The 20,708-nt window shown below is 36.6% G+C and carries 23 protein-coding genes; 5 read left to right on the top strand and 18 right to left on the bottom strand.

Annotated elements, in window-relative coordinates:
- From AW17_RS08155 to AW17_RS08140, 4 genes are read right to left on the bottom strand one after another with little or no spacing between them, the layout of a single operon-like run.
- Positions 1-558, bottom strand: a complete 558-nt coding sequence (locus AW17_RS08155; protein WP_029275640.1) for a hypothetical protein — start codon at positions 556-558, stop codon at positions 1-3.
- On the bottom strand, positions 559-1,581 hold the full coding sequence (gene galE, locus AW17_RS08150; RefSeq protein WP_029275639.1) for a UDP-glucose 4-epimerase GalE: 1,023 nt from the start codon (positions 1,579-1,581) through the stop codon (positions 559-561).
- 1 nt (position 1,582) lies between these two features.
- Complete coding sequence (locus AW17_RS08145) at positions 1,583-2,611, bottom strand: UDP-glucuronic acid decarboxylase family protein (RefSeq protein ID WP_051691702.1); 1,029 nt, start codon at positions 2,609-2,611, stop codon at positions 1,583-1,585.
- Positions 2,612-2,670: 59 nt separating this feature from the next.
- Positions 2,671-3,984, bottom strand: coding sequence for a UDP-glucose dehydrogenase family protein (locus AW17_RS08140; protein WP_029275637.1), 1,314 nt, complete (start codon positions 3,982-3,984; stop codon positions 2,671-2,673).
- Between the two features lie 206 nt (positions 3,985-4,190).
- Here AW17_RS08140 and AW17_RS08135 point away from each other — a divergent pair, with 206 nt between their 5' ends.
- Complete coding sequence (locus tag AW17_RS08135) at positions 4,191-5,423, top strand: 3-deoxy-D-manno-octulosonic acid transferase (protein ID WP_029275636.1); 1,233 nt, start codon at positions 4,191-4,193, stop codon at positions 5,421-5,423.
- 51 nt (positions 5,424-5,474) lie between these two features.
- Positions 5,475-7,322 carry an RNA-binding domain-containing protein gene (locus AW17_RS08130; protein ID WP_029275635.1) on the top strand — a complete coding sequence of 616 codons (1,848 nt, stop codon included), beginning with the start codon at positions 5,475-5,477 and terminating at the stop codon, positions 7,320-7,322.
- Positions 7,323-7,352: 30 nt separating this feature from the next.
- On the opposite strand, the gene AW17_RS08125 is transcribed toward AW17_RS08130, so the two are convergent.
- From AW17_RS08125 to AW17_RS08085, 9 genes are all read right to left on the bottom strand, one after another.
- The gene (locus tag AW17_RS08125) at positions 7,353-7,856 is read right to left on the bottom strand and encodes a gluconokinase (protein WP_029275634.1); all 504 of its coding nucleotides are present in this window, start codon (positions 7,854-7,856) and stop codon (positions 7,353-7,355) included.
- A 7-nt stretch (positions 7,857-7,863) separates the two neighbouring features.
- Positions 7,864-8,874, bottom strand: coding sequence for a ferrochelatase (gene hemH, locus AW17_RS08120; protein ID WP_029275633.1), 1,011 nt, complete (start codon positions 8,872-8,874; stop codon positions 7,864-7,866).
- Positions 8,875-9,388: 514 nt separating this feature from the next.
- Entirely contained in the window at positions 9,389-10,063 is a 675-nt protein-coding gene (locus AW17_RS08115; protein WP_029275632.1) for a fatty acid desaturase, read from the bottom strand.
- Between the two features lie 99 nt (positions 10,064-10,162).
- Positions 10,163-11,014: a 4-hydroxy-3-methylbut-2-enyl diphosphate reductase gene (locus tag AW17_RS08110; protein WP_029275631.1), complete on the bottom strand. Its 852-nt coding sequence runs from the start codon at positions 11,012-11,014 to the stop codon at positions 10,163-10,165.
- A 16-nt stretch (positions 11,015-11,030) separates the two neighbouring features.
- Positions 11,031-11,312, bottom strand: a complete 282-nt coding sequence (locus AW17_RS08105; protein WP_029275630.1) for a Txe/YoeB family addiction module toxin — start codon at positions 11,310-11,312, stop codon at positions 11,031-11,033.
- Positions 11,294-11,500 carry a DUF2683 family protein gene (locus tag AW17_RS08100; RefSeq protein WP_157280245.1) on the bottom strand — a complete coding sequence of 69 codons (207 nt, stop codon included), beginning with the start codon at positions 11,498-11,500 and terminating at the stop codon, positions 11,294-11,296. The genes AW17_RS08105 and AW17_RS08100 overlap by 19 nt, the downstream gene beginning before the upstream one ends.
- Positions 11,501-11,531: 31 nt before the next feature.
- A complete protein-coding gene (locus tag AW17_RS08095; protein ID WP_051691701.1) occupies positions 11,532-12,197 on the bottom strand; it encodes a carotenoid biosynthesis protein in 666 nt (221 codons plus the stop codon).
- A complete protein-coding gene (locus tag AW17_RS08090) occupies positions 12,176-13,264 on the bottom strand; it encodes a glycosyltransferase family 2 protein (protein WP_029275627.1) in 1,089 nt (362 codons plus the stop codon). The genes AW17_RS08095 and AW17_RS08090 overlap by 22 nt, the downstream gene beginning before the upstream one ends.
- Positions 13,261-13,884 carry a 1-acyl-sn-glycerol-3-phosphate acyltransferase gene (locus tag AW17_RS08085; protein ID WP_029275626.1) on the bottom strand — a complete coding sequence of 208 codons (624 nt, stop codon included), beginning with the start codon at positions 13,882-13,884 and terminating at the stop codon, positions 13,261-13,263. The genes AW17_RS08090 and AW17_RS08085 overlap by 4 nt, the downstream gene beginning before the upstream one ends.
- A gap of 433 nt (positions 13,885-14,317) precedes the next feature.
- Here AW17_RS08085 and AW17_RS08075 point away from each other — a divergent pair, with 433 nt between their 5' ends.
- Entirely contained in the window at positions 14,318-14,863 is a 546-nt protein-coding gene (locus tag AW17_RS08075) for an REP-associated tyrosine transposase (protein WP_029275624.1), read from the top strand.
- A 251-nt stretch (positions 14,864-15,114) separates the two neighbouring features.
- On the opposite strand, the gene AW17_RS08070 is transcribed toward AW17_RS08075, so the two are convergent.
- A complete protein-coding gene (locus AW17_RS08070) occupies positions 15,115-15,621 on the bottom strand; it encodes a phosphoribosyltransferase family protein (RefSeq protein ID WP_029275623.1) in 507 nt (168 codons plus the stop codon).
- A 193-nt stretch (positions 15,622-15,814) separates the two neighbouring features.
- Between AW17_RS08070 and AW17_RS08065 the strand changes: the two genes are divergently transcribed.
- Positions 15,815-16,519, top strand: coding sequence for a head GIN domain-containing protein (locus tag AW17_RS08065; RefSeq protein WP_029275622.1), 705 nt, complete (start codon positions 15,815-15,817; stop codon positions 16,517-16,519).
- A 132-nt stretch (positions 16,520-16,651) separates the two neighbouring features.
- On the opposite strand, the gene AW17_RS08060 is transcribed toward AW17_RS08065, so the two are convergent.
- The 3 genes from AW17_RS08060 to AW17_RS08050 all read right to left on the bottom strand — a co-directional run bounded on the left by AW17_RS08060 (position 16,652) and on the right by AW17_RS08050 (position 18,794).
- The gene (locus AW17_RS08060) at positions 16,652-17,065 is read right to left on the bottom strand and encodes a hypothetical protein (RefSeq protein WP_029275621.1); all 414 of its coding nucleotides are present in this window, start codon (positions 17,063-17,065) and stop codon (positions 16,652-16,654) included.
- Between the two features lie 65 nt (positions 17,066-17,130).
- Positions 17,131-18,543, bottom strand: a complete 1,413-nt coding sequence (rlmD, locus tag AW17_RS08055) for a 23S rRNA (uracil(1939)-C(5))-methyltransferase RlmD (protein WP_029275620.1) — start codon at positions 18,541-18,543, stop codon at positions 17,131-17,133.
- A gap of 140 nt (positions 18,544-18,683) precedes the next feature.
- Complete coding sequence (locus tag AW17_RS08050; RefSeq protein WP_029275619.1) at positions 18,684-18,794, bottom strand: hypothetical protein; 111 nt, start codon at positions 18,792-18,794, stop codon at positions 18,684-18,686.
- Positions 18,795-19,008: 214 nt separating this feature from the next.
- On the opposite strand from AW17_RS08050, the gene AW17_RS08045 reads away from it, so the two are divergent.
- Complete coding sequence (locus AW17_RS08045) at positions 19,009-19,467, top strand: DoxX family protein (protein ID WP_029275618.1); 459 nt, start codon at positions 19,009-19,011, stop codon at positions 19,465-19,467.
- Here AW17_RS08045 and AW17_RS08040 read toward each other — a convergent pair.
- Complete coding sequence (locus AW17_RS08040; RefSeq protein WP_029275617.1) at positions 19,458-20,633, bottom strand: ATP-binding protein; 1,176 nt, start codon at positions 20,631-20,633, stop codon at positions 19,458-19,460. The two genes, AW17_RS08045 and AW17_RS08040, sit on opposite strands and share 10 nt — an antisense overlap.
- Positions 20,634-20,708 lie beyond the last annotated feature (75 nt).

Genomic DNA, 20,708 nt, shown 5'->3' with positions numbered 1-20,708 from the left:
TTAACTTATCTCTTTTGGCAAATTGCTTGCCTCTGCTGCACCAGCTAATTTAGATGAATAGATTTTATCGAGCAAATTATTTAAGTCTTCACTTAAATCAAACTGCAGGTCTTCGTGCAGTTTTTTGAATTTATTTATGGTTACCGCGACAGTTTTTAAATAAAATATACTAAAAAGCATCATAAAATCGCGATAACCAAAAATTGATTTCTTATAATCAAAAGGGATGGCATTGAGGATAAACAGTTTCAATTCTACCTCACCAACCGGATCCTTAGTCACTTTATAAAAATGATTAACCGAGGTGATCATCTTCCGAACCTTTACCAATGCCTCTTTGGCATTTAGTTTTTTCAGTTCCAGAACCTGTTCTTCTACATCGGCTTTAATCCTCTCCTTCCGATCTTCCAAATCGGTTTCATCTTCTAATAATTTATAATGAAGATGCTCTGTAAGCACTTTATCTTTGGCTACCAAACGCAGCAATAGCTTGTCTTTTTCTTTGACAGGCAATTCTGTTATTGCAGTTTTTAGATCTTTGTGCTCCGATAACTTCATTTAAAAAGGGTTAGCCTTGATGTATTTTTCCCACTCCCATGCAGAGCGCATCATCTCATTGATATCAAGATTGGCTTTCCAGCCTAGTTCTTTATTCGATTTTTGTACGTCGCCATAAATCTGAACAATATCACCTGCCCTTCTTGGACCGATTTTATACTCAAGTTTTTCTCCGTTCACTTTTTCGAAAGCTGCAATAATTTCTAAAACTGAAGAACCTTTACCGGTTCCAATATTGAAAACATCGTAATTACCGTTAGGATTTCCTTCTTCCAGTTTCTTAATCGCTGCAACGTGTGCTTTTGCCAGATCAACTACATGAATATAATCGCGAATCGCAGAACCATCAGGTGTATTGTAATCGTCACCATAAACCGTAATCGGACCTCGTTTGCCAATAGCCGATTGGGTAATGAAGGGAACAAGATTGGCAGGAACACCATTTGGTAGCTCGCCAATTAAAGCGGTTTCGTGTGCACCAACCGGGTTAAAATAACGCAAAGCGATAATATTTAACGCGGGTGTTACTGCTGCTGTTTCTGCTAATATTTCTTCGGCAATCTGCTTGGTATTTCCGTAAGGAGATTCAGCTTTCTGTACTGGTGCAGCTTCGGTTACTGGTAAAGTTTCTGGCTGACCATAAACGGTACAAGATGAAGAAAACACAAAATTAATCTTCCTGTTAAACGAAGTTAATAGGTTAATTAAACCATAAAAATTGTTTTTATAATATTTTAAAGGTTTTTCTACCGATTCGCCAACAGCTTTTGATGCTGCAAAATGGATAATTCCATCAATATCGGTATGGTTTTCTGCAAATTCCTGAACTGCTCTATCATCCTGTAGATCGATTTCATGAAAATCGAACCATTTGCCAGTGATGGCATGAAGCTGGGTTAAAATTTTGATGTTCGAGTTAGAAAGGTTATCGACAATTACGACTTCGTATCCTGCGTTATGTAACTCTACTGCTGTGTGCGAACCTATGTATCCTGTTCCACCAGTAACTAATATTTTTGCCATTTTAACGGTTAAATGTGGTAAAATCTTTATGATCTATCTTCTCCAAAGCCTCTGCAGGCAATGATTTAAAATATTCGTATGTAATTTTCAATCCTTCGGCACGGCCTACTTTTGGCTCCCATCCCAATAGCTCTCTCGCTTTGGTAATATCTGGCCTGCGCTGTTTAGGATCATCTTGCGGAAGTTCTTTATAAACAATTTTCTGCGTGGTGCCGGTAAGTTTGATAATTTCCTCACAGAACTGTTTGATGGTGATTTCATCCGGATTACCAATGTTCACCGGCTGTGCATAATCGCTCATCAATAAACGGTAAATTCCTTCAATCAGGTCATCAACATAACAGAAAGAACGTGTCTGACTTCCGTCGCCAAAGATAGTTAAATCTTCGCCTCTTAAAGCCTGTCCGATAAAAGCAGGTAAAACACGGCCATCATTCAGGCGCATTCGAGGCCCGTAGGTATTGAAAATCCTTACAATTCTGGTTTCTACACCATGGAAAGTATGGTAGGCCATGGTGATAGCTTCCTGAAAACGTTTGGCCTCATCGTAAACACCCCGTGGACCAACCGGGTTTACATTTCCCCAATATTCCTCTGGTTGAGGGTTTACATTCGGATCGCCATATACTTCAGAAGTTGAAGCAATCAGCATCCTTGCATTTTTATTCCTGGCAAGGCCTAAAAGGTTATGCGTACCCAACGAACCTACTTTCAGAGTCTGGATTGGGATTTTAAGATAATCGATCGGACTTGCAGGTGAAGCAAAGTGTAAGATGTAGTGAAGTTTACCTGGAATATGTACAAATTTGGAAACATCGTGGTTATAAAACTCGAAATTCTCCAGCTTGAACAGATGTTCGATATTTGCCATATCGCCTGTAATCAGGTTATCCATTCCGATAACATGATAACCCTCTTTCACAAAACGATCACAAAGATGCGAGCCTAAAAATCCCGCTGCACCTGTAATCAATATTCTCTTCTTACCCTCTAAATCCCCTGAAGGGGACTTTTCCTTTCTTTCGTTCATATTCTTTTTTTAAAAACGCCCTTAAACTGCACATTTTGCTTAGTCTCCCCTTCAGGGGGCTAGGGGGTTAATAGTTTTCTACCTATGCTGTTATAATAATAGCCAAGATCGATCATTTTTTGCAAATCGTATAAATTTCGACCGTCGAAAACCACTTTATTTTTCAAGATGTTGTCGATTTTCTCAAAATCAGGGTTACGGAAAACCGACCATTCAGTTGCAATCAACAGGGCGTCAGCACCTTCTAAAGCTTCGTATTGGTTTTTAGCGTAGTTTACCTGATCGCCGATAACATTTTTAACATTGTTCATTGCCTCTGGATCGAACACGGTAACGGTTGCGCCGTTTTTAACCAGCGCATCAATAATATATAAGGCTGGTGCCTCACGGATATCGTCGGTTTCTGGTTTAAAAGCCAGTCCCCAAAGCGCAAAATGTTTGGCTTTGATATCGCCTTTGTAATATTTAAGCACCTTATCAACCAGGATTGTTTTTTGTCTTTCGTTAACCTCCATTACCGATTTCAGGATCTGAAAATCATAAGCATAATCATCAGATGATTTTACCAGCGCCTGAACATCTTTCGGGAAACAAGAACCGCCGTAACCCACCCCTGGAAAAAGGAAACGTTTACCGATACGATCATCAGAGCCTATACCCCTTCTTACCGAATCTACATCAGCACCTACGAGTTCGCAAAGGTTGGCAACCTCGTTCATAAAGGTGATTTTGGTGGCGAGGAAAGAGTTTGCCGCATATTTAGTCAGTTCAGAAGAACGCTCATCCATAAAAAGAATTGGGTTCCCCTGACGTACATAAGGACCGTATAATTCAGCCATCAGCTTTTTCGCCCTTTCGCTCTTAGTTCCTAAAACCACACGGTCTGGTTTCATAAAATCATCAACCGCTACACCCTCTCTTAAAAACTCAGGATTGGATACCACATCTACTTCAATTGAAGTATTTTCAGCAAAAACAGCCTTTACTTTATCAGCCGTTCCAACCGGAACAGTTGATTTATTTACGATGACCTTATATTCAGTAATCAGTTTGGAAATATCCTTTGCAGCGCCTAAAATATAAGAAAGATCAGCAGCACCATCTCCACCTGGAGGTGTTGGCAAAGCCATAAAAATAATCTGCGCATCTTTTACAGCATCTGCAAGATTTGTCGTAAAAGTTAACCTTTCCTGTTCTATATTTCTATGGAACAAAAGATCTAAACCAGGCTCGTAAATCGGTACTTCACCAGCCTGCATCTGCTTTACTTTCGCTTCATTAATGTCAACACATATTACATCATTTCCTGTTTCTGCTAAACAGGTTCCGGTAACTAAACCTACGTATCCGGTACCAATAACGGCTATCTTCATCTGTTATAATTTATTAAACAATATTAAATTGTTTTTCATCGGTTTTAATAAGCTCGTAAGCTCGGTTACTTTTAGCTGCTTGGGAGCAATCACGACCTGTCTATTTATAGTATTGAATGATAGGCCAAATTGCGACGACTCCATATATTTTTAAGCTTTTTAAATATATTCGTTTTATCTTGGCACGAAGATATGAAATTACACTAATGCTTTTGCTTTACATAATCGGAATTCGGCTTTACACTTTGCTTATCAGGATACTTTCATTATTTAATCCAAAAGCTAAGCTGTTTATAAAAGGCCGTAAAAACGTATATACACAAATTACTCAGAAAATTAATCCGAGCGAAAAACATATATGGTTTCATTTTGCCTCTTTGGGCGAATTTGAGCAGGGCCGGCCAGTTTTAGAAAAATTAAAAGCCCTTTATCCTGCTAAGAAAATTGTAGTTACTTTTTTTTCGCCTTCAGGATACGAGATCAGGAAAAATTATGCCCTGGCAGATGTATTTTATCTCCCTATCGATACCGCAGCCAACGCCAAACGTTTTATAGCAAGCATTAATCCGGAAATGGCCATCTTCACCAAATACGAATTTTGGCATTTCTATTTTAGGGAGTTAAAAGATCGTGGTATTCCTTTATATGTGATTTCAGGGATTTTCAGAGAAAGCCAGGCATTTTTTAAATGGTACGGCGGCTTTTACCGCAATATTTTAAAATCTGTTACTTACTTTTTTGTGCAAAACAAAGAGAGCGAAAATCTTTTAAAGTCGATTGGGCTAAATAATGTAACCATAAATGGCGATACCCGTTTCGACCGTGTTTATGAAAATGCGCAATCGCCAAAACAGCTTGGCCTGATCGAAAGCTTTATCGGTAACTCCCCTACATTAGTTTGCGGAAGTACCTGGCCTGCAGATGAAAAAATATTATCGGCTTTGCCTGAAAAATATCCTAACTGGAAGTTTATCATCGCTCCACACGAGATTCACGAAAGCCATATCGAAAGCATCGAGAAACAGTTTTCAGCTGGCAGTGTGCGGTTTTCAATTTTCAGTTCGTCTAATCAAACGCCAAACGCCGAACACCAAACGCTCATCGTAGACAACATCGGCATGCTTTCTTCTCTCTATCAATATGGAAACGTAGCCTATATTGGTGGCGGTTTTGGAACGGGAATACACAACACTTTAGAAGCTGCAGCGTTTGGTTTGCCTGTAATTTTCGGCCCGAAATATGATAAATTTCAGGAAGCAAAAGATTTAATTGCCATAGGTGCAGCTAAAAGTATTTCTGCTGTTGAGGAATTAACTAGTGCTTTTGAGGGCTTTGCAGAAAATAAAGATGCTGCACAGCAGGCCAAAAGATATGTTGCGGATAAAAAAGGAGCAACAGATCAGATTATAAATCTTATAAATAGTCCTAAAAAAAGCTAATTTTACATAAAAGAAATTATACAGTGATTTTTCTTGAATATTAATTAAACTATGAAGTCAGAATACATAAAAGATGCTCTTGCAAAAATTGAAAAATCTATAGCAGAGGGTTCGTTTATTGATGTTGAAAGATCAAAAATTGAATTAAAAGATTTATCAACAGGGAATGATTGGAAATCATTAAAAGAAACTGTTTGCGCATTTTTAAATTCAGATGGTGGTGTTATTATTTGTGGAGTTAATGAAAAGAACAAAAAATACAAATACACTGGCTTTGACAGGAATAATGAGAGTAAAGTTGTTCAACTATCTGTAGACTCTTTTAAAGATGATCATAAAACGCTAGTTGATTTGTCTGACAATATACATTTTGATTATGAAAATTTTTCGGATGGTGAAGTTTTAATTATTATTGTTTATCCCCTATCTGATGATAAAAAGTTTGTAAGTTTTAATGATAATTATTTTGAGCGAAAACTTACACAAGACAAAATAATTCCAGCATCAAAACTGCAAAGGCAGAGAGAATATAAATCTGATTTAGAATATACAAAAGAATTATCTTTTATTGAAAACGCATCAATAACAGACTTAAGCATAGATAAAATAAACAAATATGTTGATTTACTTAGTAGAGAAATTAAAATTGAAACCTTAAAATCTAGCCTTACAAAAGCAAAAACATTTTTAATTAAACAACATTTTTTAGTTGGAGAAAAAATTACAACCCTAGGAATGCTTGTTTGTGGAGATGATCCATTTCATTTTCTATCTTCCAGAGCAGAGGTAAATTGCTATTATGATACAAGCTCTGATATCGGAAAAGATAAAAAAATATTCCGAAATGATGTGATTAACCTAATGGAAGAAACTTTTAGATATATATGGGGGAATATTAAAATAGGAAGAACAGTTAGAGATGGGGGTAAAAGTGAACCTGAATATCCCGAGCAACTAATACGTGAAACTATAAATAATGCATTGGCACATCGGGATTACACGTTGGATAACTTTGTAACCGTTACTGTTGAGCCTAATAAACATATAGAAATAAAAAATCCAGGAGCTTTTAAAGAAAAAATAAAATTTCTTAACACTGAAACTGAAATTCCGATTAGAAGATTAATTCCTGGAATTCCTGAAAGTAAAAACCCTAAATTGGCATCTGTTTTAAAAGTTTTCGACAAAATAGAAAGTCAAGGTAGAGGAATGGCTTCTTTAGTAAATGCCTGCCTTGAAAATTTAGTTGATGTACCTTTTTATGAATTAAAAGACGGAACTATTACCCTAAGAATACCATCAGGAAAACTAGTAGATGATAGCATAGAAACATGGCTTGAAGGATTTAATTTTTACATTACAAGCAAACTAAAAAATGTTTTAACAGATGAACATAAGTCAGTTTTAGCCTATTTCTACAAATCTGAAGTATTAAACAAACAACGATATTTCACAATTTTATTAAGTGAAGGGAATAATCATTTCACCGTAATTGATCAATTAAAACAGGCCAGGCTTATTTACGAGCATGAATCTTCTACGGAGGAAATTCCTATATTTATTTTGGATAGAGTTTTGGTAAAGATGAATTTTTTCGAAGAACTGGAAGAAATTATTGGAACCGAATACATTCAGTATGATTCTATTGCGAAAGAAATTTTGAACATAATTTATTTATTTGACAAATTTAATAACAAACCCCTTAAAGCCTCAGATATTACCCCGGAGGTATATAGAAAAATTAATGGCAACAAAATAATTGCTAAACAATATGAAACTCTGGGCAGAAAAATAAGAAGCCTTTGTAATAGATTAGAATCTAAGGGTATTCTTAATAAAAACGACAAAAAAGCATATTCTTTAAATGCTAAATACATATCAAAAAATCAATTATTTTAAGCATTATAAAAATATACAGGTCAGATTACTTCAACTCAGATTAACCTTAGCAATTTCTTCCACAATTTCGGAGATACCCTGATCAATTGAAACGGTTATCACATCTTGTTCATCAGCCTGAGGCTCTTCCAATGTTTCAAACTGGCTTTTCAATAAACTAGAAGGCATGTACTGATGAGATCGCTTAACAATCCGATCGTGGATTAAACCGAAACTTCCTTTTAAATAAACAAAGCGGATTGATGCATTATCTGTTCTTAGCAAATTGCGGTAAGATTTCTTCAGTGCAGAGCAAGCAATAATACAGCTTGTACAATGGGCAACGTGCTCACGGCCAACTTTCGCAATCAGTTGCAGCCAATCTAAACGATCAGCATCTGTTAACGGAATTCCGGCAGCCATTTTATCAACATTACGCTGTGAATGCAGGTTATCGCCATCTATAAATTCGGCATTTATTATTGGGGCTAAAGTTTTTCCGATTACTGTTTTACCACTTCCCGAAACGCCCATTAAAATAATAAAGCTTGCCATATTTAAACTATTTAACCATGCCTGCCAAAGCCTCGATGAACACAGGGCTATCGTTTAAGCTTTCTACCAACTGCACATGTTCGCCTCCTAAAGCCTTAAACTCTTCGTGGTATTCTACCGTGATTTCGTAAAGCGTTTCTAAACAATCGGCAACAAAAGCAGGGCTAAAAACCAAAAGACGTTTTTTACCTTCGCCAGCCAATTTCTTCAACACATCGGTAGTATAGGGCTGCACCCAAGGCTCTTTACCTAAACGTGATTGGAAACAAACAGTATATTGATCTTTTGACAGATTTAATTCTTTGGCAATTAATCTGGCCGTATCATGTCCTTGTGCAGAATAACAGAATTTATTGGTATCGTTTAATGTCTGACAGCAATCGGCGCTTTTCAAACAGTAACTTCCAGTATGATCGCATTTTAACAATTGACGCTCAGGCAATCCATGGAAGCTGAACAACACGTGATCATAGCTTTCTACCTGGTGCTTTTTGGCATTTTCTGCAAAAACTTTAATCATCAATTCGTTATCATGGAATGAATTAACAAACGAGATTGGCGGAACCGTTGGCCATTTGCTCACCAGTTCCATTACCAGTTGCATTACCGATCCTGTACTTGCAGAGGCATATTGAGGGAACATTGGTATTACCTGAATACTTTCTACCAAACCTGCTTTTAAGTTTGCCAGCGCCGATTCTATTGATGGGCTTTGGTAACGCATGGCAAGTTCTACATGATAATCGTCCACCAATCTTTCCTGCAGCATTTTAGCCTGTAGCTTGCTGTAATACAATAGCGGCGAACCATTTTCGTTCCAGATTTCTTTATATAGCTTAGCGGTTTTAGGGCTACGGAATGGAACTATAATACCTTTAACCAATAATGTCCTGTTCAGTTTAGGGATATCGATTACCCGCTCGTCCATTAAAAATTGATCTAAGTATTTTTTAACATCTGCCGTTGCCGGACTATCAGGTGTTCCTAAATTTACCAGTAAAATCCCCTTTTTGCTCATTTATAAAGAATATGTTTCGTGGCGCAAATATCGCCTTTTTATTGTTTTTTCCCTATGCTTAAAATGTGATTGCAAACATTTTTTAGTCAAAAAGTGTTATTTCATACTTCCAAAGGCTATTGAGCAATAGCATGTGGAATCCATCAATGTGCTGTCAGATGTTACCATCTGACATTTTTTTAGATCAAGTAAATATTATTTGAAAATTAGTCAGTGTCGGATAGTAACATCCAACACCACGGATAGCGTGCTGTCAGATGTTATCATCTGACAATTCGAACAAGTAAATATTATTTGAAAATTAGTCAGTGTCGGATGGTAACATCCAACACCACGGATATTTAGTGTCAGATGTTATCATCTGACAATCGAACAAGTAAATATTATTTGAAAATTAGTTAGTGTCGGATGGTAACATCCAACACCACGGATATTTAGTGTCAGATGGCAACATCTGACACCACGACCAACTTTAACAAAAGCGCAGAACCTTGCTTTCTAAAACCTAAATACATCAATCTTTTGCTTTATATAATTGCCACCAAGGTATGCCTGGTTTTTGGTGATGTTCTAAATGATAGCCAAAAAAGTAACAGGTAATAAAGGCAACAAAATGATTTTTCTGTAAGGTAGACGAATGATATTCATTATCGTGCTCCCCCTTATGCGGCAAATAGGTTCCGAAATAAAATAACTGAAAAGTGCTTAATAAGGATGGCAGTACCCAAAACAACAGCAGGTTCTTTTCATCAATCCAGATTTTCAACACATTATAAGTTATGGCCATAATTACCAATTGAATTATCGTGACATAATTTAACATGAAACGGAAATACCATTTCCAAAAGCCATGCGGCGCAAAATCAGGATCTTCTTCACTGTGTACATGACGGTGGTGCTGGTGATGTTTCGCATACAAACGGTTATAAAAAAAACCTGCGTAGAGAAAAACGGAAAGATAGCCAATAAAATTATTTGTTTTTTGGTTTGGCGATATCGTTTCGTGCATCGCATCGTGGGCGGTAATAAACAAACCGGTGTACAAATGCATCTGAACAACAATCATCAGATAAACCAAGGGATTGCTCCAGGCAAAATTCCATGTAAGCAAGAAATAAAGAGAAACAAACCAACAGACAATTATGGTTAACGCAACCAGAATTCCGGTATGTGGGTTTACAGTTTTCAATGGCTTTTATTTTATTTCGTCATGCTGAATTTAGTTCAGCATCTTTCTCCGTTATAAAGACCCTGAACTAAATTCAGGGTGACGCCTCTCATGATAAATCTAGTATTTTTCCAAAGCGGCTTTAACCTTTTCCATCAGCCACATTGGTGTAGAAGTAGCACCGCAGATGCCAACTTTATCATTTTCGTTAAACCAGGTTTGATATAACTCTTCAACATTCGAAATGAAATAAGAATTATCGTTGTGTTTTTTACAAACATCGTACAGCACTTTTCCGTTAGAAGATTTCTTGCCTGATACGAAAACGATTTTATCATAATGACTTACAAAATCTTCCAGCTCTTCGTAACGGTTAGATACTTGCCGGCAAATGGTATCGTTAGCCTTAACTTCATAACCACGGCTCAATAATTCATCTTTAATGTGATAGAATTTATCGGTGCTTTTAGTGGTTTGGCTATATAGGGTAAATTTAGCAGGCAATTCTACATTATCCAGCTCGGCCAGATCCTGAAAAACAATTGCTTTACCATCTGTTTGACCTTGTAATCCGATTACCTCGGCGTGCCCGTGCTTACCAAAAATAAGTACTTGCTCATCATCATCATGTGAATTTTTAATCCTATTCTGTAATTTCAGCACAACAGGACATGAAGCATCTATTAAAGTCAGGTTATTTTCTAAAGCCAGTTGATAGGTTGATGGCGCCTCACCATGAGCCCTGATTAAAACCTTTTCGTCCCTTAAGTTTTTTAATACTTCGTGATCGATGATTTTTAATCCGCGATTGGTTAAACGCTCTACTTCTTCATCGTTATGCACAATATCACCAAGGCAATATAAATAACCTTCGTTATCCAGAATATCTTCGGCCATTTCTATGGCATATACTACGCCAAAGCAAAAGCCTGATGATTTATCGATGTTGACCTGTAAGTTTAAGTTGCTCATTTTTTCTCGGGATTAGTTATTTATCGTGGTAATGTCCCCTAGCAGAAATTACAAATACAGTAATAATCTCTTCATCGATTCTATAGACTAACATATCTTTTTTATTTATTTGTCTTGACCAATAGCCAGAAAATTCAAATTTTAATTTTTCAGGTTTACCTACGCCTGATGCTGGATGAATACTTAATTCTATAAAAATTTGCTGGATTTTTTTAATGGAAGCTTTATCTCCTGACTTAAGGATCTCAGCTAATTGTTTTTTAGCTTGATCTGTAATGTCTACAAAATACTTTTCCATATATTTTGAACATCCTTAACCCTTGTTAAACGTCCATTTTTCACATCATCTTCCCCTTTAGCTATTTCACTTATAAATTCAGAACTATAACTTTTCCCTTTTTTAAAAGTTACATTCAATGCTTGTAACACGGCCTCAACTGCCATAAGCTGCTTTTTATTTTTAGGCTGTACGATTAGTGTTTCCATCATATAAAATTAATTAAATAACCTCACAAAATTAAGCAAAAATATTTGTTCCGGTTGTCATGTATAAGACAACAAAAAAGATTAGCTGTGAAACGAACATTACAGTACCAATATATTTCTGTTGCTTTAAGCCCAAAGCATAGTAAAACTTTAACAATATTACCGAAACAATAAACCATGCTACATAATTCTGAACAGGGATTTCATGCCAGTCCCACTGCCAGTAGTTAAATTTCATGGCCACAGGTTCCAAAAAGAAATCGAAACCTACCAGTATAAAAGCACCGAGAACAGAAGCCAGAATACTATGCCTGATTTTCATACTTTTCATCATTTGCCCAACACTGAAAATAAGGATTATCCAATTTACACCCATTAGTAATGGAACCGCAGCAACTTTGTAGCCCAATGTATCGCCGTAATAATAGCTGCCAAATATCTTTCCGGTATGCACGCCCAGTACCTCGACTAAAAAGCCACAGAGAAATACACCCGAAACCAGTAACAATAAACGTTTCACATCGGCATTGTACGAAAAAACAATTACGGCAAACATCAGCAACAAATGAAAGGGAACCAGTTTGATAAAATAAGGCTGGGCAACAGGAATTAAGAAGCCAAGCAAGCCAACCATGTGAAAAACGACAATTATTGCAACTGCAATCCTTTTAACCTTTAAATCGTTCTGCCCTTCCATGTGCTCGTTTTAAAAATATGTTTTTTTATAGAAATGAATGAAATGATTAAGAAGAACAACATCTGTAAGGGATGTAAAATCAGATTTATCAAAACATTTTGTCCCGATAAATAGGAGATCATCATTCTACTTAATACTATTAAAGTTAATGGTAATACAAGTAAAGCAATATTAAAGTTTAAGATTAAAATTACTGGCCCTACAGTTACCAAAAGCTGGTAAAGTAATAATATTATGATGTTATTACCAAAACCCGCCAGTAAATTTTTACTAAAACCGTTTAAGCTTTCGCCTAAATTTTTGTACATCCTGCAATAGATCAGTCCGTTGGCTAAAAGGGCCTCTGCATTAAATTTTTCTTGTTTTACCAACTTCATAATCTCCACATCTTCCACAACCTGATGTTTAACCCGTTCATGCCAATGGTTTTCTTTGTAATTATTGGCATTAAAAAACATGCACTGTCCGCTTGCTGCTGAAAATGCTGGATTTTTCGAAAGTTTAACCAATCGCAAAGGCAATAAATTTAGCAGTATAAAATGCATTAAGGGCACTGTTAACCACTCGCCTATCGATTTTATAGTTTGGTTGGTAAAAACACTTAACAAAGCAAGGCCTCCAATTTCCATCCGGTTGATCAGGCTATTGATCAATCCTCTTTTTACTGATTCGTCTGCGTCGATAAACAAAAGATATTTCCCTGTAGCCAGTTCGCTAAGCTGATGGCAGGCATAATTTTTCCCAAGCCAGTTTTGAGGTAACGCTTTACCGCTTACCACTTTAAATTGCGGGTTCGTAAGGCAAAAATTTTCGACTACACCGAAAGTATTGTCATCGCTGTTATCATCCAAAACAATAACTTCATAATTGGTGTAATCCTGGGTTTTTATCGAAACGAGCAATTCTAAAATATCCGCTGCTTCATTTCGTGCAGGGATTAAGATCGAAACCTTATCATGATAGTGTTTAACCACTCTCGGCAACTTAGGGTTAGAAAGAAAATTGAAAACAGTAACCGAAAACCGGATCACCAGGAAAATTAAAACGGCGTAAATAAAAATTGTCATTCAATTAGCTGAGTTTGTTTAACAACCGATTGATCGTAATGTTTATTATAGGCACTTTTCAGCAATTGCAAGCTCACATATTCTTCATTCTCCCAATGCTGCAAATAAGTATAAGCTGAGGGCTTTCTTTCTGCAAAATAATCAATAAAGGTGGCTGCAAAAATAATATTGATTTTTTTCTGACTGGCATTGATCATCTGCATCACTCCTTTTTCGAAACTGATATTTTTGAGATGGTTTGAATATAATTTGCCCTGGGGGAATACAAGTACCAAATTTGCGGGGCTATCTAACAATCTGCCTGCATAATTAAGCGTTTCTAAAACATCTTTACCTTTATTTTCGGCCGCAAAAGCACCAAGATACTTTAGAAAACCAACTTTAGTATAGTTTTCGGCATTCACTAAAACATGAAATTGTTTCTTAAATACTTTTTTGTTGATGTAAAAAAGGAAAAAACCATCCCACCAGCTAAAATGATTGGCCAAAATCAATATAGCCGCATCTTGTTTAATCTCCACCTCACCATACTTAAAAGCTGAAAAATCTTTTTTGATGATAAACTGGATGTACCAGGAGAAAAAGCTGAAGATCAAATTATTTTTTCTAGGCTGATACATTTCGGGAAATTGCAAAAAATTGAGGTTAATTGCAAATGTGGTTTCTTTAAGACGACTATAGGAGGTTGTATCATAAATATAGATTTGTCATCCTGTCCAAAGGACTCCTTCGGAGAGCCTGTCGAAGGGCCTGTTAAATACTCTTTGAGGTGTTTCGACAAGCTCAACATGACAGCATTTGAGGTGAAATCGCCTTTATGATACAACCTCTTAGCGAGATCCACATTTGCAATGTGGTGTAATAGTTTCAAAAATTTATTTGTATTTCTAGCGATAAAATCGCTATTCTCTGGCATCCTCGTTTCAAACGAGGACGATGATCCAAATTTGCAATACAGAATATTATTTCTTTATATTTACGAGTAGATCTCCCAAGCATCCTCATTACAACTGAGGATAATAACTTAAAGACATTAAAAAATCTTATTTGATTATGGGAGGAAGCAGATATATAATTACTGATCAAAATCAGGCTTATTTTATAACATGTACAATAGTTGGTTGGATAGACTTATTTACAAGACCAGAATATAAAAACATAATTGTCGATTCGTTAAATCACTGTATCGAGAATAAAGGATTAATATTAAATGGTTGGGTTCTGATGACGAATCACATTCATTTTATTGGAAGATGTAAAGAGCCAAATAAAATGTCTGATTTTTTGAGAGATTTTAAAAAATTCACTTCGAAGCAATTGGCTGTTACCATTAAAGAGATACCTGAAAGTAGGAGAGATTGGCTTTTAGATAAGTTTAGTTTCGAAGCTAGAAAGACCAATCGGGCAGAAAATCACAAAATCTGGCAAGACGACAATCATCCTATCGATTTACAAGAAATCGATGCTTTTCAAAAACTACATTATATCCATGATAATCCAGTTAAAGCTGGTATTGTTGAATCTCCCGAGCAATACATTTACAGTAGCGCTAAAGATTATGCTGGAATTAAAGGTTTGGTGAAAATTGAATTGATTTAAAAAAAGCGATAAAATCGCTATTCTCGTGCATCCTCGTTACAAACGAGGACGATAGCACAGATGAATTATAGTCCTCGTTTGTAACGAGGATTAATGAGGTGCACATTTGTAATGTGCCCATATTAATTTCTTTTCTTGTTTCTGATCAAGCGATACAATCGCTATTCTCGCATATCCTCGTTACAAACGAGGACAATGTCACCTAAGATAAATTCCATCACCCATCTTACCTCCTCCGTTTTACATTTTTTTTAGCTCAAATAAACCCGATCTTCTTCACCTTCCACATCCATTACCACATCTACATGTTCTTTTAAGATGGTAGCCAGTTCAAGACCAACAAAATCGGTGGCAATAGGGAAAATTTTATGGCTTCGATCAACCAAAACTACTGTACGTATTTTTTTATGCGGCGTATTTAAGAAAACACCCAAGCCATAAGCAAGGGTTTTACCGCTGTTCAATACGTCATCGACAATAATGATCACCTTGTTTTTCCAATGGCTTTCATCCAGATCTGTCGAAGCTACCAATTTGCTGCTTTCTTTCTGCAGATCGATACGCAGTAAAGTTAGTTTAAAGCCCGAAATCTTTTTAAGCACTTTTTCTAATCTTAGCGCTAGTTTGTAACCACGGTCCCAAATACCGGCAAGCACCACTTCTTTCTCATTCAGGTTATCTTCTAAAATCTGATAAGCGATACGATCTATTTTCTGCTGAATTTGTTTCTTGTTGAGAATAAGTAATTGCGATGCCATTGTATAAAAAGGATTGAATACAAAAAGAACGATTTTAAGGATGAAATTCAAACTATTTGAAAAATAATTTGAATTGTTTGCAACGTTTTCATCAGAGATGCGTCTAATCTATAACCAAAACACAAAATCGAAGCCATCGTTGCCCAAATGCTGCGTAATGATAGCTTCAGAATCATTTAACGAAAAAACGACTATGAAAACCCTTATCAAATCATCCGCCATTTTGTTTATCATCATAACCAGCTACATGGCTAAGGCGCAAGATACTAAAAGTTTTACCGTTAAAAACTTCAATAGCATTGGAGTAAGCAGCGGTATAGATTTATACCTCACTCAGGCCGGTAGCGAAAGTGTGAGTATAAAATCTGATTCTGAAACATTAAAAGATATTGTTGTTGAGCAGAGTGGAAGCAATGTTACCATAAAGTTTAAAGACGGTATCAATTGGAGCGGCATGTTTAAAAACCGCACCATTAAAGCTTATGTAAGTTTTAAAACCCTAAATGCAATTGCAGCATCGGGAGGATCGGATGTTTTTACACAAAACCAGATCAAAACAGATAAACTTGCTATTCGCTCTTCAGGAGGATCGGATTTAAAATTAACGGTTGTTTGCAATGATCTATCTATTCAATCAAGCGGCGGCAGTGATCTCGATTTAAAAGGCAAAGCAGAAAATATGACCATTCAATCTAGTGGAGGTAGCGATATCGATGCTTATGAATTAATTACAGATTATGCAAAGGTGCAGGCTTCTGGTGGTTCTGATGTAAATCTTTATGTAAATAAAGGCTTAGAGGCCAGTGCAAGTGGTGGTGGCGATGTAAGTTATAAGGGAAATGCTTCACTCAAGAAAACATCAAGCTCAAAAAGTGGAGATTTACACCACGTAAATTAAAAGTTTAGTTTAGTTAATAATAACGCGCTGCTTTGTGGATACAATGCGGCGTTTTTATTCGGTGATTGCACAGATTAATAGATTACACAGATTCTGATCATTAAAGGCTTAGGGAGGAAACCTTCAGCCTTTCTACCCTCTGCCCTTTTTATACGGATAGTAAATAAAGTTGGCGCCTTCAGGAACAATTACGAATACGCACATAAAATCTTCTGGTTTTTTATAAACCTTTAAGAAAGGTTCCTTTTTCTCTTTGCTGATGATTCCTTTTTCCACAAACTCTTCCAAAGTAGAGGCTTGTATCGTCCAATCGGTATTAAGTTCTTCTTTGTTTAAGATAAGTTCGCCAATGTTCACCTCATGTTGATGCGCAATAAAAATTGGGTGGGCAGAAATGCCTTCAACCATAATCTCGATTGCTACTTCTTTAATCGCATCAGCATAAAATTCTAAATCTTTTTCTAGACTTATCAGCGGACTTTCCTGCTTTTTTTGTGGTGTTCCGTTCTCTTCTGGCGTTGCGCCTAATAATTCTTCTCTATCCATTTTAAGGTAAAAGGTTTTGGGTTTAAGGTGTAGGGCTTAGGTTGATATATTAAGGACTATGAACCTTATGCCTTTAACCTTAACAATACTACGTTCTCTACGTGCTGCGTGTGCGGAAACATATCTACAGGTTTAATGCGCACCACATCGTATTTTTCTTTCAATAATTCTAAATCTCTTGCCTGTGTGGCTGCATTACAGCTTACATAGACAATTTTTTCAGACTCCATTTCAAGCAATCTCTGTACTACATCTGCATGCATACCAGCGCGTGGCGGATCGGTAATCACCACATCTGGTTTACCATGCGCCAGGATAAATTCTGAAGTAAGAATATCTTTCATATCTCCGGCATAAAAAACCGTATTATCAATGCCATTTAACGCTGAATTAAACTTTGCATCTTCAATAGCGGTTGGCACATATTCTACCCCAACTACCTGCTTTACGTTTTTGGCAATAAAATTTGCAATCGTTCCAGCACCAGTGTATAAATCATAAACCAGTTCATCACCTTTAAATCCGGCAAAATCTCTGGTGATTTTATATAGTTCGAAGGCTTGTTCAGAATTGGTCTGATAAAAAGATTTCACTCCAATTTTAAAACGGATGCCATCCATTTCTTCAAAAATATGATCGCGACCGGAGAAAACCACCACATCCTGATCGAAAATAGTGTCATTCTTTTTTTGGTTAACGATATACAGCAAAGAGGTAATCTGTGGAAATTCATTTTTAAGGAACCCCATCAAGCCATCAACTTGTGTCTGTTCCGGATAAGCAAATACCACAGCAACCATCACCTCTCCTGTGCTGGAAGTACGGATAATCAGGTTACGCAAAACGCCTTCATGGTTACGCAGATCGTAAAACGACAGGTCATTTTCTAAGGCATATTTACGAACAGCGTTTCTGATCGAATTAGAAGGTTCATCCTGTAGATAACAATGCTCGATATCTAAAATTTTATCAAAACGCAATGGTACGTGAAAACCCAGCGCATTCATGTCAAAATCTTCATCGCGTTCTACATCGGTTTTTTCCAACCAGCGTTTGTTCGAAAAAGTAAATTCTAATTTATTTCGGTAATACCTGTTTTTTTCTGAGCCTAAAATCGGTTCAGTTCCTGAGGTATCTATTTTACCTAAACGCTGTAAAGCTGCCTCAACATTTTTCTGCTTAAACTTTAATTGAGCATCGTAACCCATATGCTGCCATTTGCAACCGCCACAGGTTCCGAAATGAGGGCAGAAAGGATCAGTACGCAACGCTGATTTTTCATGAAGCTGATCGATGATTGCTTCAGCAAAATTCTTCTTCTTTTTGGTCAACCGGACATCTACCACATCACCAGGAACGGCTTTATCAACAAAAATGACCAATTCGTCAGCCTTGCCAACACCTTTTCCCTCTTCAGCAATATCGATTATATGTACGTTTGGAACAATAGTTACCGTACCAGGTTTTCTTCTACTCATTATTTTGCAAATATAGAAAAAAGAGGTTAAAGGTTAAGGGCAGAAAGGTAGAGGGTTTAAAAACCAATTAATCAAAAGATTGGCCATAATCATCCTACTCGAACAAGAACTGTCCGGCAATGGAACCCTGATTTTAAAAATTATTTTCCAAAAAATTTAAATGCCGCGCCCCAAAAGCCATCTAACCAATTAAATTTAAGGTCAAATTTTTCATCCACCAGTACAGAAAACTCTAATATTTCTTTGCTCATGATAAAAAACCTATCTATTTAAGCAATAATACTAAATTCATACCAAAAACCAAAACGGTATAAATTAATTTTATGTTAATTTTACATCAGAAGGTTAAATCACTCCTTTTACAATAACCACAATCGCGATCTATTGATTTTCAATCCCTTATTTGATAACTAAATAAAAAATCCGTAACTTAAAGTATCATTCACATAAAAATGGAGGTTCATTATGAACGTTATCCGTAAAATTGAACATTGGGGAGATGTTCATCACTCAAAATGGCTAGATTATCTTCGGATTGTACTTGGCCTGATCATTTTTGGAAAAGGTGTTTCTTTTATTAGCGACACTTCGGTTCTTCAGAACATGATTACACAAAACAACGTATTTGGTTTTTCGGGCATGCTCATCAGTGTCGCCATTCATGTTGTTGCATTTGCGCATTTGGTTGGGGGTGTTTTAATTACTTTAGGTTTAGTTACCCGCTTTGCCGTAGTAATTCAGATTCCAATCTTATTGTTTGCAGTATTTTTTGTTAACCTTACACCGGGTTTCTCCACACCGAATTCGGAATTGTGGTTTTCGGTACTGGTGCTGTTTCTGCTCATCATGTTTTGGGTAGTAGGTTCAGGCCCATTATCGGTTGATGAAGGATTGAAAAACAAGAAGGGAAGACGTTACGCGTAACTTAAAAGTTTTTGCATTAATGCATGCAGTGGCAGCGCTATAGCTCCGCCCTGCATCGTAAAGGTATCATTACCTGCATAAATAACAAAGCTATTGCTGGGTTTTACCTCTTGACAAGCAAAGTAAAAACCCTTTGATAATGAAGGCGCAGAACTTCTTTTAATTTCTATTGCCCATTTTTCGGTATTTGAAAACTCCAGAATTAAATCTATTTCGGCACCTCCAGGTGTTTCATAGTAGTAAGTCTGTACTCCCGATGGAATTACAGACATAATATTTTCGATCACAAAGCCTTCCCAACTTCCACCTACTACCGGATGGCCAAGTAGTTCATTATAACTTTTTATATTGAGCAAGGCATGAGTAAGGCCGCTGTCTCGTACATATATTTTTGGTGATCGCACAAGTCGTTTTCCAACGTTAACAGTATATGGCTTTAGTCGCCTAACTAATAATAAATCCACCATCAAGTCCAAATACCTAGCTATAGTTACTCCTGTAACCTCAATATTGCGCGCCAAATGGGCTGCGTTTAACACACTACCTTGATTGTGGGCGAGCATTGTCCAAAAACGTTCGAGTGTTTCTGCAGGAATACGTGGCCCCAATTGAGGGATATCCCTTTCTAAATATGTTTTGATAAAGTCTCTCCTCCATATCAAACTATTTTTCTCCGATGCAGCTAATAAACTCTCCGGAAATCCACCTCTCAACCAAAGGTCGTTAACCTTAGCTAAATCCTCTTGTGCATACTCTATAACATTTACAGGAAAAAGCTCCAGATAAGTAATCCTTCCAGCTAACGATTCGCTAGATTGTTTTAATAAATCTAAAGATGCCGATCCGAGAAACAGAAATTGTCCGGTCTTATTCCCTCTTCTACGCTCTTTATCTACAATCCCCCTTATTTGCGAAAATATTTCAGGTAAACGTTGAACTTCATCAAGAATTAAGAGTAACTCTTTGTTATTTTGATGGAAAGCAGTAATATCTCTAACTTTTTCTCGATCTAACCGGTCCTCGAGATCTACATATATAGACTTAACATCATCAATAAGGCTAATGGCCAATGTAGTTTTACCTATTTGACGGGGGCCTAACAGCACCACAACAGGGCTACGCTGCAAAGCTTCTTTAAGTACTGGTTCTAAATTTCGGAGAATCATGTATGCAAATATAACATACAATATTATATTTGCATACATGATTACCTGTTTAAATTTGGTAAAAAAGATTCAAAA

Origin of the sequence: Pedobacter borealis DSM 19626, assembly GCF_000708285.2 — a bacterium.
GTDB lineage: Bacteria > Bacteroidota > Bacteroidia > Sphingobacteriales > Sphingobacteriaceae > Pedobacter > Pedobacter borealis.
The sequence above is the reverse complement of the archived record's forward strand: the minus strand, read 5'-3'. Positions and strand labels throughout refer to the sequence as shown.